Genomic DNA, 15,078 nt, shown 5'->3' with positions numbered 1-15,078 from the left:
GTCCGAGGCAGAATCGAGGCCGATGGGACCTCTGGACGCTTTCTGGCATTTGCTCAATTTCGTGCTCCCGGCGCTGGCCGTCGCCTCATTGGCGGCCGGCGCTGCGAAACTGCTCTGGCGTCGCGAACTCAAACCCGTCCCGTGGACCCGGCTGGCGCGCGACGCCGCGATCGCCAACCTTCTGGTACTCGTCGCCGGCCTGATGCTCACGCGCCACGACGGCCGAATCCTGACGTATGCCGCGATGGTGCTGGCCTGCGCCATCGCGCTGTGGTGGCGCGGGTTCGGGCCCGGCCGCCGCTGATCCATGTCTTCAGCCCGCCAGCACCGGCGTGCCGCGCAGCGAGTGCGGCAGCGCTTCGGTGATCGTCACGTCGAGCATCTGGCCGATCAGACGTGAGGGGTTCGGGCCGCCGTCGAAGTTGACGATGCGGTTGCACTCGGTGCGGCCCATCAGCTCCTGCGGATTCTTCTTCGACGGGCCTTCGACGAGGATGGTCTGGCGCGTGCCGACGCGCGAGGCGCTGATGCGGCGCACGTTGGCCTCGATCGCCGCCTGCAGCGTCTGCAGCCGCACGAGCTTGAGTTCCTGCGGCGTGTCGTCGTCCAGCGCCGCGGCCGGCGTGCCCGGGCGCTGGCTGTAGACGAAGCTGAAGCTGGCGTCGTAGCCGACGTCCTCGATCAGCTTCATCGTCTTCGAGAAGTCGTCTTCGGTCTCGCCGGGGAAGCCGACGATGAAGTCCGAGGACAGGCTGATGCCGGGGCGCTGCTCGCGAAGCTTGCGGATCGTGCTCTTGTATTCGAGCGCGGTGTAGCCGCGCTTCATCGCCGAGAGGATGCGGTCGCTGCCGTGCTGCACCGGCAGGTGCAGGTGCGAGACGAGCTTCGGGATGCGGCCGTAGGCCTCGATCAGGCGCTGCGTGAACTCGTTCGGGTGGCTGGTCGTGAAGCGGATGCGCTCGATGCCCGGCACCTCGGCCACGTACTCCAGCAGCAGCGCCAGGTCGGCGATCTCGCCGGACTCGCCCATCGCGCCGCGGTAGGCGTTGACGTTCTGGCCCAGCAGCGTCACTTCCTTGACACCGCGGTCGGCGAGGTCGGCGACTTCGGTCAGCACGTCCTCGAACGGCCGGCTCACTTCCTCGCCACGCGTGTAGGGCACGACGCAGTAGGTGCAGTACTTGGAGCAGCCTTCCATGATCGAGACGAAGGCGCTGGCGCCCTCGACGCGCGGCGGCGGCAGGTGGTCGAACTTCTCGATCTCGGGGAAGCTGATGTCGACCTGCGGCCGGCGTTCGGCGCTGCGCGCGGCGATCATCTGCGGCAGGCGGTGCAGCGTCTGCGGGCCGAAGACCATGTCGACGTAGGGCGCGCGTTCGATGATCGCCGCGCCTTCCTGGCTGGCGACGCAGCCGCCGACGCCGATCAGCACGCCCTTCTTCTTCAGGTGCTTGACGCGGCCGAGGTCGCTGAAGACCTTCTCCTGCGCCTTCTCGCGCACCGAGCAGGTGTTGAACAGCACGAGGTCGGCCTGCTCGGGGTCGTCGGTGGGCTCGTAGCCGCCGGCGGCGTTGAGCACGTCGGCCATCTTGGCCGAGTCGTACTCGTTCATCTGGCAGCCGAAGGTGCGGATGTAGACCTTTTTCATGTCACTTGGTCCAGGTCTGGGACAGGGGTTCGAAGCGCCAGCTGGCGGCTTCCTCGGCGGTCTTGGGCCACAGCCGGGCGCGTTCACTGGCGTTGAGGATCCAGACTTCGAGCAGTTCGCCGTGCAGTTCCCGCGTGTAGTTGACGGCGAGCTTCTGGCCGACGATCGTGCCCGACAGCACGAGCAGGTTGTTCTCGCCGTGGATGCGGGCACCGGGAGCGAGACGTGCCGGCTTGCCGTTGAGCTGCACCTCGGGCGGTTGCGTGACCACCAGTTCCCCGCGCAGCGAGTTCGGTGCCAGCTTGCGCTGCACGACGATCTGCGCCGCGGCCGGCAGCGCGAGGACGGCGGCAAGGGCCGCCAGCGTGACACAGCGGAGCATGGTGTGGATCCAGTGGCCGTGAAACGTAAAACGGCCCGAGGCGGTGAACCTCGGGCCGGTATCTGGTGGCGCTTCAGGGACTTGAACCCCGGACCTGCGGATTATGATTCCGTCGCTCTAACCAACTGAGCTAAAGCGCCTGAGCCGCACAGTATAACAAGGCTCTCGCCAGCTCGTCACCTCCGATGTTCAGCTTTTTCAAGAAGAAGGTCACACCGGCCCTGGCCGCCCCCGTGGAGCCGACGCCGACCGAGGCCTCTGACCAGGCCCCGGCACTGTCGGACGACGAGCTGGAGCGTGCCGCGCTCGCCGCTGCGCCGGAGCCCGAGCTCGAGCCCGAACCGGCGCCCGAGCCTGTGGCGCTGGCCGAAGCCCCCGCCGTCGCCGCCGAGCCGCGCTCGCGCTGGCTCGATCGGCTCAAGCTCGGCTTGCGCAAGACCGGCAGCAGCCTGACGCAGGTCTTCACCGGCACGAAGATCGACGACGCGCTGTACGAAGACCTGGAGTCGGCGCTGCTGGTGGCCGACACCGGTGTCGGCGCGACGCAGTTCCTGCTGCAGGACCTGAAGCGCCGCGTGAAGGAGGCCAAGGCCACGGAGCCGGCGGTCGTCAAGGCGCTGCTCGCCGACGCCGTGGCCGAGCTGCTGGCGCCGCTGCAGAAGCCGCTCGCCATCGGCCAGGCGACGCCGACCGTCGTGATGGTCGCCGGCGTCAACGGCGCCGGCAAGACGACGACGATCGGCAAGCTGACGCGCCATCTCGCCGAGTCCGACCGGCGCGTGCTGCTGGCCGCGGCCGACACCTTCCGCGCCGCGGCGCGCGAGCAGCTCGCCGTCTGGGCCGACCGCAACCGCGTGGAGATCGTCAGCCAGCAAGGCGGCGACCCCGCCGCGGTGAGCTACGACGCCGTCACCGCCGGCCGCGCACGCGGCTGCGACGTCGTCATCGCCGACACCGCCGGGCGCCTGCCGACGCAGCTGCACCTGATGGACGAGCTCAAGAAGATCAAGCGCACGATCGCCAAGGCGCAGGACGGCGCGCCGCACGAGGTGCTGCTGGTCATCGACGGCAACACCGGGCAGAACGCGCTGGCCCAGGTGAAGGCCTTCGACGCCGCGCTGGGCCTCACCGGCCTCATCGTCACCAAGCTCGACGGCACCGCCAAGGGCGGCGTGCTGGCCGCGATCGCGCGCTGGTGCGCCGAACAGGGCCGCGTCGTGCCGGTCTACTTCATCGGCGTCGGCGAGCGGCTGGAAGACCTGCAGACCTTCGACGCGCGGGAGTTCGCGAACGCGCTGCTGGAGTGACGCTTTCGAGGTGACGCTACGGCCGCCCGCCGGCCGGCGGGCGCGCTATGGCAGGCCTGTCAGCCGCCCATCCCCGGCGGCAGCATGCCCTTCATGCCGCCCATGCGCTTCATCATCTTCATCAGGCCGCCGCCCTTCATCTTCTTCATCACGCCCTGCATCTGCTCGAACTGGTTGAGCAGGCGGTTGACTTCCTGGACCTGAACGCCGGCGCCGGCGGCGATGCGGCGCTTGCGGCTGGCCTTGATGAGCTCGGGCTTGCGCCGTTCCAGCGCCGTCATCGAGTTGATGATGCCTTCCATGCGGCGGACGTCGCGCTCCGCCTTGTCCATGTCGGCGCCCTTGGTCTTGGCGGTGATCTGGCTGGGCAGCTTGTCCATCAGCCCGGCCAGGCCGCCCATCTTCTTCATCTGGCTGATCTGCGAGAGGAAGTCGTTCAGGTCGAAGCCGCCGGACTTGACCTTCTCGGCGAGCTTCTGCGCCTCCTTCAGGTCGACGCCCTTCTGCACCTCCTCGACCAGGGCGACGATGTCGCCCATGCCGAGCACGCGGCCGGCGTGGCGCTCGGCGTCGAAGACCTCCAGGCCGTCGATCTTCTCGGAGACGCCCGCGAACTTGATCGGCGCGCCGGCGACCTGGCGCACCGACAGCGCCGCGCCGCCGCGCGAATCGCCGTCGAGCTTGGTCAGCACGATGCCGGTGAGCGGCAGCGCGTCCTTGAAGGCCTTGGCGGTGTTGATCGCGTCCTGGCCCTGCATCGCGTCGACGACGAACAGCGTCTCGACCGGCTTGAGCGTGGCGTGCAGCTCGCGGATCTCGGCCATCAGCGCTTCGTCGATCGCCAGGCGGCCGGCGGTGTCGACGAGCAGCACGTCGAAGTAGTGGCGCCGGGCGTGGTCCAGCGCGGCCAGCGCGATGTCGCGCGGCTTGTCGCTCGGCGTGCTCGGGAACCACTCGGCGCCGGCCTGCTTGGTCACCGTCTTCAGCTGCTCGATGGCCGCCGGGCGGTAGACGTCGGCCGAGACCGTCAGCACCTTCTTCTTGCGCCGCTCGATCAGGTGCTTGGCCAGCTTGGCGGTGGTCGTCGTCTTGCCTGCGCCCTGCAGGCCGGCCATCAGGATGATCGCCGGCGGCTGCACCGCGAGGTTCAGGTCGGCGACGCCGTCGCCCATCGTCGCGGCGAGTTCCCTGTGGACGATGCCGACCAGGGCCTGGCCCGGGTTCAGCGAGCCGACGACCTCCTGGCCGAGCGCCTTGTCCTTGACGCGGGCGATGAAGTCGCGCACCACCGGCAGCGCGACGTCGGCCTCGAGCAGGGCCATGCGCACTTCGCGCAACATGTCCTGCACGTTGCCTTCGGTGATGCGGGCCTGGCCGCGCATCGTCTTGACCAGCCTCGAAAGCCGGTCGGATAGGGTCGAGGCCATCGCCGCTCCAGGCCGGGAAGGGCCTGCAAAAAGTACACTGTCAGCATGATTCTATCGAGTGCCTCTCCCGTGGTGAGCGGCGGCCTGCCGCTGTTCGTCGCGCTGCTGGCGATTGCCGGCTATGTCGTCGCGGCGCTGCCGCTGGCCAAGTCGGGCCGCATCTGGATCGCTGCGCTGCACGTCGGCTGGCTCGCCCACCTCGCGGCGCTGGTGCTCGACATCGGCGGCATCGGCCAGGAAGTGCCCGGCGCGCGTGTCGGTTTCGGTCCGGTGCTGTCGCTGACGGTCTGGCTGGTGATGGCGGTGCACACCGTCGAAAACCGCTTCATGCCCCTGCCGGCGGTGCGGCGCTGGCTGGCCGTCTGCGGTGCGGTCGTCGTCGTGATGGCGGCGCTGTTCCCGGGCGAGCCGCACCAGTACCACTCGCCGCTGGCGCCGCTGCACTTCGCGCTCGGCGTCGGCTCGTACAGCCTGTTCGGCGCCGCGGTGGTGCACGCGATGATGCTCGACGCCAGCGAGCGCCGTCTGCGCGAGCGCGCCGGCATGCACCAGGCGCGCGCCGGCATGCCGCTGCTGCTGCTCGAACGCCTCACCTTCCGCTTCGTCGAAGCCGGTTTCTCGGTGCTGACGGCGACGATCGCGCTGGGCGCGCTGACCTCGGTCGGCTGGCGCTGGGACCACAAGGTCGTGTTCTCGCTGATGGGCTGGGCAGTGTTCGCCGCGCTGCTCGTGGGCCGCCACCGCCAGGGCTGGCGCGGCCGCCAGGCCACGCGCTGGGTCTACGTCGGCGCGGTGCTGCTGCTGCTGGCCTACGCCGGCTCGCGCTTCGTCTTCGAGGTGCTGCTGGGGCGGCCGCCGGCGTGAAATACCTGCTCGTCTTTGCCGTCGTCGGCATCGTGCTCTGGCTGATGTTCGGCCGCGAGCGCCGTGCCGCGCCGCCGCCGAAACGCCGCCGTCCGGCCGCGCCCGCGGCGCCGGTCGAGATGGTGGCCTGCGCCCATTGCGGCGTGCACCTGCCGGCCGACGAGGCCGTGGCCGACGCCGCCGGCCGTCGCTACTGCGGCGAGGCGCACCGCCTCGCCGGGCCGCGCTAGGCCGGCGATGGAGGCTGCGCCGCAGGACCGTCGGTCGGGCGAGCGGCGGCGCAGCGACCGGCGCGCGACGCCGCCGCATGCCGAGTCCTCGTGGTTCGGCCACGAGTCGACCTTCGACCCGAGCTGGGGCGTCAGCGGCAACATCGAACTTGACCAGCGCCTGCGGGCGCTGTGGTCTCAGCGTGTCGTCGGCGGCGACGACAGCGCGCTGGCGCGCATCCACCGCACCTACGCCGCGGTGCGTGCGGCCTTCGGGCTGGCGCTGGTGGCGGCGCAGGGCGCCGGCAGCCTGCTCGGCGCGCGCGCCTCGCTGCCGCTGGCGCTGATCTGCATCGCCTACGCGGTGCAGGCGATCGCGCTGTGGCTGCTGCCGCGTTTCCAGCCGCTGACGACGCCGGTGGCCACGCCGATGCTGCGCCGCCGGCAGTGGCTGGCGACCGTCGGCGTCGACCTCGTGGCCTTCGGCGCCCTGCACCTCGTGGGCAGCGGCGGGCCGATCAACTACTCGGCGCTGCTCGTGCTGCCGGTGCTGATGGCCGGCGTGATGGGGCCGCGTCTGGTGGCGCTGGCCACCGCCGCCGGCGTCGCGCTGTTGCTGCTGGCGGCGGCCTCGCACGGCGCCTGGCTGGAAGCCGAACTCGCTGGCTCGCTGCTGCAGTCCGGCCTGGCCGGCCTGGGGCTGTTCGTCATCGCGCTGCTGTCGGGCGAGCTCTCGGCGCGGCTGTCGCGCGAGGAGATGGCCGCGCGCGGCAGCCTGGAGCTCGCGCGCCAGCAGGCGCAGCTCAACCGCCTTGTCATCGAGGAGATGGTCGACGGCGTGCTCGTCGTCGACGGCCGGCTGCGCGTGCGTGCCGCCAATCCGGCGGCGCGGGCGCTGCTGGTCGACGCCGGCCTCAGCCCGCCGGCGCCGTTCGGCCTGGAGTCGCGGGCCGCCTGGGTGCCGCTGGCGCGCGCCGTGACGCGGGCGCTGGCCGAGCGCGACTGGCCCGAGGCCGGCCGCGAGCTGACGCTGGCCTTCGAAGGCAGTGCGCCACGCACGCTGCGCCTGCGTGTGCGCTTCGTGCGCGGCCTCGTCTCCGGCGACGAGCGCAACGGCGAGCCGCTGTGCGTGCTGCTGCTGGAGGACGTGCGCATCGCCCAGGCCCGGCTGCAGCAGGAGAAGCTGGCGGCGATGGGCCGCGTGTCGGCCGGCATCGCGCACGAGATCCGCAATCCGCTGGCGGCGATCTTGCAGGCCAACGCGCTGCTGCTGGAGGACGAGCTGCCCCCGGCGCAGCGCCGGCTGGCGCGCATCGTCGCCGACAACGTCGACCGCCTGAAGCGCATCGTCGACGACGTGATGGAACTGGCGCCCGGAGGCCAGGCCGGCGCGCCGGTGCCGCTGGACGCCAACGCCGAGGTCGGCCAGGCGGTCGCCGACTGGGCCGCGACGGTGGCGCTGCCGCTGGGGCCGAGCAGCCGGCTGCGCGTCGAGTTGCCGGACGCGCCGCTGGGCGTGGTCTTCGACCCCGAGCACCTGCGCCGCGTGCTGGTCAACCTGCTGGACAACGCCGGCCGCTACGCCAGCCAGGCGCCGGCGGCGATCCGGCTGCAGCTCTTCGCCTTGTCGGAGGCCGAGGCCCAGCTCGTCGTCGCCAGCGACGGCCCGGCGATCGCGCCCGAGGTCGAGCCTTACATCTTCGAGCCGTTCTTCTCGACCCGCAGCCGCGGCGCCGGACTCGGCCTGTATATTTGCCGCGAACTCTGCGTGCGCTACGGCGCCAGCATCGGCTACCGTCGGCGCGAGGCCGACGTCGGCGCCCGCAACGAGTTCGTCGTCACGATGAAGCGCTGTGCGCTGCCGGCCGCCGATCCCTCGCTGCAACTGAATCCGTGAGCGCTCCCACGCCGCCCCGATTGCTCGTCGTCGACGACGAGCCCGATCTGCGCACGCTCTACGAGCTGACGCTGCTGCGCGAGGGCTACGACGTCGAGAGCGCGGAGACCGTCGAGGAGGCCTGGGCGGCGCTGCAGTCGCGCCGCTTCCAGCTGCTGATCACCGACATGCGCCTGCCCGACGGCACCGGGCTGGACCTGCTGCGCCGGCTGGAGGACGCCGGCCGCGGCGAGAAGGGCATCGTCATCACCGCCTACGGCTCGGCCGAGAACGCCGTCGAGGCGCTGAAGGCCGGCGCCTACGACTACCTGACCAAGCCGGTGGACCTGCGCCAGTTCCGCGCCGTCGTCGCCTCGGCGCTGGGGCGCACGCCGTCCGACGGCGCCCGCGCGGCGCGGCCGGCCGAGGCGCGCCACGCGCTGCCGCCGCGCCGTGCGCTCGACCGCATGGTCGGCGATTCGGTCGCGCTGCAGCAGGTGCGCAGCCTGGTCGGCAAGGTCGCGCGCAGCATGGCGCCGGTGCTGGTGCACGGCGAGTCGGGCACCGGCAAGGAGCTGGTGGCGCGCGCGATCCACGAGCTCTCGCCGCGCCACGCGATGCCTTTCGTCGCCGTCAACTGCGGCGCGATCCCCGAGACGCTGCTCGAAGCCGAGTTCTTCGGCTACCGGCGCGGCGCCTTCACCGGCGCCGTCGAGGACCGCGAAGGCTTCTTCCAGGCCGCCCAGGGCGGCACGCTGTTCCTCGACGAGATCGGCGACCTGCCGCTGGCGATGCAGAGCAAGCTGCTGCGCGCGGTGCAGGAACGTGCGGTGCGGCCGCTGGGTGCGCCGGCCGAGCTGGCGGTCAACGTGCGCATCGTCAGTGCCACGCACAAGGATCTGGCCGCCGAGGTGCACGCCGGGCGCTTCCGCCAGGACCTGTTCTACCGCCTGAACGTCATCGAGATCGTCGTGCCGCCGCTGCGCGAGCGGCTGGGAGACCTGCCCGCGATCGCCGCCGCGGTGCTCGAACGCATCGCCGGCGACGCCGGCGTGTCGCCGCCGCCGGTGCTGTCGGCCGAGGCGCTGGCGCATCTGTCGCGCTACGCCTTCCCGGGCAACGTGCGCGAGCTGGAGAACCTGCTGCACCGTGCCGTCACGCTGGCCGGCGGCAGCGTCGTCGAGTGCCGCGACCTGGGCCTGCCCGAGGTCGCGTTCGCCGACTCCGCGCACCTCGACCTGGAGATGGCGGTGCCCGACCCGGGGCGCGCCGCCGCCACCGAAGTGCCGCTGCCCAGCGACCTCGCGGCCTACCTCGACCAGGTCGAGCGCGAGATCCTCGAGCGTGCGCTCGAGCGCCACCGCTACAACCGCACCGCCGCCGGCGCCAGCCTCGGGCTGTCGCTGCGCCAGATGCGCTACCGCATGGCGCGGCTGGGCATCGGCAGCGGCGACGACTGAGTGGCCGCCTCGCCGCGCCACTGGCGCGACGGCTGGTACGCCGGCGCGCGCGCCATCCCGTCGCCCAACTTCGGCCCGCGGCCGGCGGGCGCCGCGCTCACGCTCGCCGTGTTGCATTCGATCAGCCTGCCGCCGGGCGAGTACGGCGGCGACGCGATCGAACGCCTGTTCACGAACACGCTGGACTGCGACGCCCATCCCTATTACGCCCGCCTGCGCGGGCTGCAGGTGTCGGCGCACTTCGTCATCCGTCGCGACGGTGAACTGCTGCAGTTCGTGTCCTGCGACGCCCGCGCCTGGCACGCCGGGCGTTCGGTCTGGCGCGGTCGCGAGAACTGCAACGACTGGTCGATCGGCATCGAGCTCGAAGGTCTGGAAGGCGAGGTCTTCGAGACCGCGCAATACGCCCGCCTGGCGCGGCTGCTGCCGGCCTTGGCGCGGGCCTATCCGCTGGCCGAGGTCACCGGCCACGAGCACGTCGCGCCGGGGCGCAAACACGACCCCGGGGCCGGCTTCGACTGGCCGCGGCTGGCGCGCCTGATCGCGCTGCGCGCGCCGGCGCTGCAGGTCGTGCCGGCCGCCGGCTGAGCCGCGCCGCATCCTCTTTCCCTGCCTCGCGAAGGCGCACGGGCTGCACCGGGCGGGTGCCGCGTGGCCTGCGCGCGGTGCGGGATTTCACGCATCGAAACGCTATTCCTAGTGCGTTGCAGGCTTTGTCGGCGCTAGATATAGTGTCTGCTCGCGTCGTGCTCCGGCGTCGTGGCCGCTTCCCCGGTGGCTGCGACGCGCGGCTCGTGCCGTGGTCGCCACCGGCCGCGACCCGCAGAAGGCGCGCATCGCCCACCGCCCAACACACCGACAGGGGAACCCCATGCAAGCAGTCCAGTCGTCCGCGACCGAGGCCGTCGTGCCCGTGCGCAGCCAGGCCGCCGCGCCGGCCGCCGCGTCCGTCACCGGCTACCAGATCATCCGCCGCAACGGCTCGGTCGTCGCCTTCGAGCCCAACAAGATCGCGGTCGCGCTGATGAAGGCCTTCCTGGCCGTGCACGGCGCGCAGGGCGCGGCCTCGGCCAGCGTGCGCGAGACGGTGGACCAGCTGACCGAAGGCGTGGTGCGCGCGCTGGTGCGTTCGCGCCCGGGCGGCGGCACCTTCCACATCGAGGACGTGCAGGACCAGGTCGAACTCGGCCTGATGCGCGGTGGCCACCACGAGGTCGCACGCGCCTACGTGCTCTACCGCGAGCGCCGTGCGCAGGAGCGTTCGCGCCAGGCCGCCGCGCCCAAGCCGGCAGCGCCCGAGCTGCACGTCGTCGATCGCGGCCAGCGTGTGCCGCTGGACCTGGAGGGCCTGCGTTCGCTGGTCGAACAGGCCTGCGCCGGGCTGGGCGACGACGTGCGCGCCGAGCCCATCCTCGCCGAGACCCGCCGCAACCTCTACGACGGGGTGCCGCTGGACGAGGTCTACAAGGCGTCGATCCTCGCCGCGCGCACGCTGATCGAGAAGGACCCGGCCTACACGCGCGCCACCGCGCGGCTGCTGCTGCACACGATCCGCCGCGAGATCCTGGGCGCCGACGTGCGCCCCGAGGCGATGGCCGCACGCTACGCCGAGTATTTCCCCGAGTACGTGCGCCAGGGCGTGCAGGCCGAGCTGCTCGACGAAGAGCTGCAGCGCTTCGACCTCGTGCGTCTGGGCGCGGCGCTCAAGCCCGAGCGCGACCTGCAGTTCGACTACCTCGGCCTGCAGACGCTGTACGACCGCTACTTCCTGCACGTCGACGGCCGGCGCATCGAGCTGCCGCAAGCCTTCTTCATGCGCGTCGCGATGGGCCTGGCGCTCAATGAGATCGACCGCGAGGCGCGTGCGATCGAGTTCTACGACGTGCTCTCCAGCTTCGACTTCATGTCCTCGACGCCGACGCTGTTCAACAGCGGCACGCGGCGTTCGCAGCTGTCGTCTTGCTACCTGACGACGGTGGCCGACGACCTGGAAGGCATCTACGAGGCGCTGAAGGAGAACGCGCTGCTGTCCAAGTTCGCCGGCGGCCTGGGCAACGACTGGACCCCGGTGCGTGCGCTGGGCAGCCACATCAAGGGCACCAACGGCAAGAGCCAGGGCGTCGTGCCCTTCCTGAAGGTCGTCAACGACACCGCGGTGGCCGTCAACCAGGGCGGCAAGAGGAAGGGCGCGGTCTGCGCGTATCTGGAGACCTGGCACCTGGACATCGAGGAGTTCCTCGAGCTGCGCAAGAACACCGGTGACGACCGCCGGCGCACGCACGACATGAACACCGCGAACTGGATCCCGGACCTGTTCATGAAGCGCGTGATGGAAGGCGGCGACTGGACGCTGTTCTCGCCGTCGAGCTGCCCCGACCTGCACGACAAGTTCGGTGCCGCCTTCGAGGACGCCTACGTCGCCTACGAACGCAAGGCCGACCAGGGCGAGATGCGCCCGTTCAAGCGCCTGCCGGCCAAGGACCTGTGGCGCAAGATGCTGACGATGCTCTTCGAGACCGGGCATCCGTGGATCACCTTCAAGGACGCCTGCAACCTGCGCAGCCCGCAGCAGCACGTCGGCGTCGTGCACTCCAGCAACCTGTGCACCGAGATCACGCTGAACACCAGCGCCAGCGAGATCGCGGTCTGCAACCTCGGCTCGATCAACCTCGCCCAGCACGTCGCCGGCGGCGGCATCGACCAGGCCAAGCTCAAGCGCACGGTGTCGACGGCGATGCGCATGCTCGACAACGTCATCGACATCAACTACTACGCGGTGAAGAAGGCGCGCGACGCCAACCTGCGCCACCGCCCGGTCGGCCTGGGGCTGATGGGTTTCCAGGACTGCCTGTACCAGCTGCGCCTGCCCTACGCCAGCGAGGCCGCGGTCGAGTTCGCCGACCGCTCGATGGAAGCGCTCTGCTACCACGCCTACTGGGCCTCGAGCGAGCTGGCCGAGGAGCGTGGCCGCTACTCCAGCTACCGCGGCTCGCTCTGGGACCGCGGCGTGCTGCCGCAGGACACGCTGGACCTGCTGGCCGCGGCGCGTGGCGGCCACGTCGAGGTCGACCGCAGCGAGACGCTGGACTGGGCGGCGCTGCGCGCGCGCATCGCCGCGCACGGCATGCGCAACTCCAACTGCGTGGCCATCGCGCCGACGGCGACGATCTCCAACATCATCGGCGTCGACGCCTCGATCGAGCCCTGCTTCGGCAACCTCTCGGTGAAGAGCAACCTGTCGGGCGAGTTCACCGTCGTCAACGAGTACCTGGTGCGCGACCTGAAGCGCCTGGGCCTGTGGGACGACGTGATGGTGATGGACCTGAAGCACTTCGACGGCTCGCTGCGCGCCATCGACCGCGTGCCCGACGAGCTCAAGCAGCTCTACGCCACCGCCTTCGAGGTCGATGCGCGCTGGCTGGTCGAGGCCGCGGCGCGGCGCCAGAAGTGGATCGACCAGGCGCAGTCGCTGAACATCTACATGGCCGGCGCCTCGGGCAAGAAGCTCGACGAGATCTACAAGCTCGCCTGGACGCGCGGCCTGAAGACCACCTACTACCTGCGCACGATGAGCGCCACGCACGCCGAGAAGAGCACGGTGGCACCGGGCGCGATGAATGCCGTGCCGCAGCACGGCGGTCTCGACGCCTCGGCGGCGGCGGCCGAGCCGGCGAGCGACGTGCGCTTCTGCTCGATCGACAACCCCGATTGCGAAGCCTGCCAGTAAGGCTTCGGAGCATCTAACGCTCGGAGTGCGCATTCGTCGGCACCTAATGCAGCCGCCGAATGCGTACCCATGTCAACTAGTGCTTGGTGATCCCGAGCAAGCCCTCGATAATTCAAGAACAGGACGTCCACACATGCTGGTCTGGGAAGACGAAGTTCGCAGCACCCCGGCGATCGCCCCCGTGGCGATGACGCCCCAGTCGGACACCGCCGCACGAAGCGTCGCGGCAACGAATGCCACGCCGGTCTCGCGCCCGGCCACGACGGCCAACACGCGGCGCGTCAACGTCGCCGACAAGCGCATCATCAACGGCCAGACGGACGTGAACCAGCTGGTTCCGTTCAAGTACAAGTGGGCCTGGGAGAAGTACCTCGCCACCTGCGCCAACCACTGGATGCCGCAGGAAGTGAACATGAGCCGCGACATCGCGCTCTGGAAGGACCCGAACGGCCTGACCGAAGACGAGCGCCGCATCGTCAAGCGCAACCTCGGCTTCTTCGTCACCGCCGACTCGCTGGCCGCCAACAACATCGTGCTCGGCACCTACCGGCACATCACCGCGCCCGAGTGCCGCCAGTTCCTGCTGCGCCAGGCCTTCGAAGAAGCGATCCACACCCACGCCTACCAGTACATCGTCGAGTCGCTGGGCCTGGACGAAGGCGAGATCTTCAACGCCTATCACGAGGTCGCGGCGATCCGCGACAAGGACGAGTTCCTGATCCCGTTCATCGACGCGATCATGGACCCGGCCTTCGCCACCGGCACGCCCGAGAACGACCAGACGCTGCTGAAGAGCCTGATCGTCTTCGCCTGCCTGATGGAAGGCCTGTTCTTCTACGTCGGCTTCACGCAGATCCTGGCGCTGGGCCGGCAGAACAAGATGACCGGTGCCGCCGAGCAGTACCAGTACATCCTGCGCGACGAGTCGATGCACTGCAATTTCGGCATCGACCTGATCAACCAGATCAAGCTCGAGAACCCGCAGCTGTGGACGCCGGCGTTCAAGGCCGAGATCCGCGCGCTGTTCGAGCGCGCCGTCGAGCTCGAGTACCGCTACGCCGAGGACACCATGCCGCGCGGCGTGCTCGGCATGAACGCCTCGATGTTCAAGGGCTACCTGCGCTACATCGCCAACCGGCGCGCGACGCAGATCGGCCTGGAGCCGCTCTTCCCGAACGAGGAGAACCCGTTCCCGTGGATGAGCGAGATGATCGACCTGAAGAAGGAGCGCAACTTCTTCGAGACCCGCGTCATCGACTACCAGAGCGGTGGCGCTCTGTCATGGGATTGAGCGGAAAACGCCGCTTCCGATACCCGGCGGGCCACGGCCCGCTGCCGTCGCACGGTGCCTTCGCGGGGCCCGTGCGACGTTTCACATCCGCGGTCCGGGAGCAGCGCCGCCAGACGCGCCGCCCCGTGGCCGCTGCCCCATTCGTCGTACCGGGGCGAGTGCCCGGCCCCTGCCGGGCGTCAGAACGCCGGACGACGGATTGCCGTGCCGCTCATGACGGCGCGGTGCTCTTTGCAACTTGATCAAGGAGATCGTGATGGCAACTGCGAAGAAGGCGCCGGCGAAGAAGGCTGCGCCGGCAAAGAAGGCGGCTCCGGCCAAGAAGGTCGTGGCTGAGAAGAAGGCCGCTGCGCCGGCCAAGAAGGCGGCTCCGGCGAAGAAGGCCGCCGCGGTCAAGAAGGCTGCGGCGCCGGCCAAGAAGGCGGCCCCAGCGAAGAAGGCCGCGGCGCCGGCCAAGAAGGCGGCCCCGGCGAAGAAGGCTGCGGCTCCGGCCAAGAAGGCGGCTCCGGCGAAGAAGGCCGCGGCGCCGGCCAAGAAGGCGGCCCCGGCGAAGAAGGCTGCGGCGCCGGCCAAGAAGGCGGCTGCCCCGGCGAAGAAGGCCGCGGCGCCGGCCAAGAAGGCGGCCGCTCCGGCGAAGAAGGCCGCGGCGCCGGCCAAGAAGGCGGCTGCCCCGGCGAAGAAGGCCGCGGCGCCCGCCAAGAAGGCCGCGCCGGCGAAGAAGGCGGCGCCGAAGAAGGCCGAGCCTGCGCCTGCTGCCGCAGCTCCCGCGGCCGCCGCGAAGACGACGCTGAGCCCGGCGGCCGCCTGGCCGTTCCCGACCGGCAACAAGCCCTGACGAAAACGAACCGGCCGCTCTGGGCGGCCGGCGTTTATCGCGAGCCCGGCCT

Annotated in this window: 13 protein-coding genes and 1 tRNA gene; 10 read left to right on the top strand and 4 right to left on the bottom strand. The window is 70.5% G+C overall.

Annotated elements, in window-relative coordinates; translation table 11 throughout:
• Window positions 1-22: 22 nt before the first annotated feature.
• A complete protein-coding gene (locus RGE_RS20680; RefSeq protein ID WP_014430427.1) occupies window positions 23-304 on the top strand; it encodes a hypothetical protein in 282 nt (93 codons plus the stop codon).
• A 9-nt stretch (window positions 305-313) separates the two neighbouring features.
• Here the strand turns inward: RGE_RS20680 and miaB are convergent, their stop codons facing one another.
• The 3 genes from miaB to RGE_RS20665 form a co-directional block, all read right to left on the bottom strand.
• On the bottom strand, window positions 314-1,648 hold the full coding sequence (gene miaB / locus RGE_RS20675; RefSeq protein ID WP_014430426.1) for a tRNA (N6-isopentenyl adenosine(37)-C2)-methylthiotransferase MiaB: 1,335 nt from the start codon (window positions 1,646-1,648) through the stop codon (window positions 314-316).
• A gap of 1 nt (window position 1,649) precedes the next feature.
• Window positions 1,650-2,030: a hypothetical protein gene (locus RGE_RS20670; protein WP_014430425.1), complete on the bottom strand. Its 381-nt coding sequence runs from the start codon at window positions 2,028-2,030 to the stop codon at window positions 1,650-1,652.
• Window positions 2,031-2,093: 63 nt separating this feature from the next.
• A tRNA-Met gene (locus RGE_RS20665) sits at window positions 2,094-2,170 on the bottom strand.
• A 45-nt stretch (window positions 2,171-2,215) separates the two neighbouring features.
• Here RGE_RS20665 and ftsY point away from each other — a divergent pair.
• Window positions 2,216-3,337: a signal recognition particle-docking protein FtsY gene (gene ftsY / locus RGE_RS20660; RefSeq protein ID WP_014430424.1), complete on the top strand. Its 1,122-nt coding sequence runs from the start codon at window positions 2,216-2,218 to the stop codon at window positions 3,335-3,337.
• Between the two features lie 59 nt (window positions 3,338-3,396).
• On the opposite strand, the gene ffh is transcribed toward ftsY, so the two are convergent.
• A complete protein-coding gene (gene ffh, locus RGE_RS20655; protein WP_014430423.1) occupies window positions 3,397-4,764 on the bottom strand; it encodes a signal recognition particle protein in 1,368 nt (455 codons plus the stop codon).
• Window positions 4,765-4,809: 45 nt separating this feature from the next.
• On the opposite strand from ffh, the gene RGE_RS20650 reads away from it, so the two are divergent.
• From RGE_RS20650 to RGE_RS20615, 8 genes are all read left to right on the top strand, one after another.
• Window positions 4,810-5,628, top strand: coding sequence for a cytochrome C assembly family protein (locus RGE_RS20650; protein WP_014430422.1), 819 nt, complete (start codon window positions 4,810-4,812; stop codon window positions 5,626-5,628).
• Window positions 5,625-5,858, top strand: coding sequence for a PP0621 family protein (locus tag RGE_RS20645; protein ID WP_014430421.1), 234 nt, complete (start codon window positions 5,625-5,627; stop codon window positions 5,856-5,858). The genes RGE_RS20650 and RGE_RS20645 overlap by 4 nt, the downstream gene beginning before the upstream one ends.
• Window positions 5,859-5,865: 7 nt before the next feature.
• A complete protein-coding gene (locus tag RGE_RS20640) occupies window positions 5,866-7,734 on the top strand; it encodes a sensor histidine kinase (RefSeq protein ID WP_014430420.1) in 1,869 nt (622 codons plus the stop codon).
• Window positions 7,731-9,173, top strand: a complete 1,443-nt coding sequence (locus RGE_RS20635) for a sigma-54-dependent transcriptional regulator (RefSeq protein WP_014430419.1) — start codon at window positions 7,731-7,733, stop codon at window positions 9,171-9,173. The genes RGE_RS20640 and RGE_RS20635 overlap by 4 nt, the downstream gene beginning before the upstream one ends.
• Entirely contained in the window at window positions 9,174-9,761 is a 588-nt protein-coding gene (gene ampD / locus RGE_RS20630; RefSeq protein WP_014430418.1) for a 1,6-anhydro-N-acetylmuramyl-L-alanine amidase AmpD, read from the top strand.
• 283 nt (window positions 9,762-10,044) lie between these two features.
• On the top strand, window positions 10,045-12,900 hold the full coding sequence (locus tag RGE_RS20625; RefSeq protein ID WP_014430417.1) for a ribonucleoside-diphosphate reductase subunit alpha: 2,856 nt from the start codon (window positions 10,045-10,047) through the stop codon (window positions 12,898-12,900).
• Between the two features lie 133 nt (window positions 12,901-13,033).
• Complete coding sequence (locus RGE_RS20620; protein ID WP_014430416.1) at window positions 13,034-14,191, top strand: ribonucleotide-diphosphate reductase subunit beta; 1,158 nt, start codon at window positions 13,034-13,036, stop codon at window positions 14,189-14,191.
• Between the two features lie 256 nt (window positions 14,192-14,447).
• A complete protein-coding gene (locus tag RGE_RS20615) occupies window positions 14,448-15,026 on the top strand; it encodes a hypothetical protein (RefSeq protein ID WP_043785891.1) in 579 nt (192 codons plus the stop codon).
• The last annotated feature ends 52 nt before the right edge of the window (window positions 15,027-15,078 follow it).

This window comes from Rubrivivax gelatinosus IL144 (genome assembly GCF_000284255.1).
In the GTDB taxonomy this organism is placed as follows: Bacteria; Pseudomonadota; Gammaproteobacteria; order Burkholderiales; family Burkholderiaceae_C; genus Rubrivivax; species Rubrivivax gelatinosus_A.
Note: the sequence above shows the minus strand (reverse complement) of the source record. Positions and strands in the feature narration are given on the sequence as shown.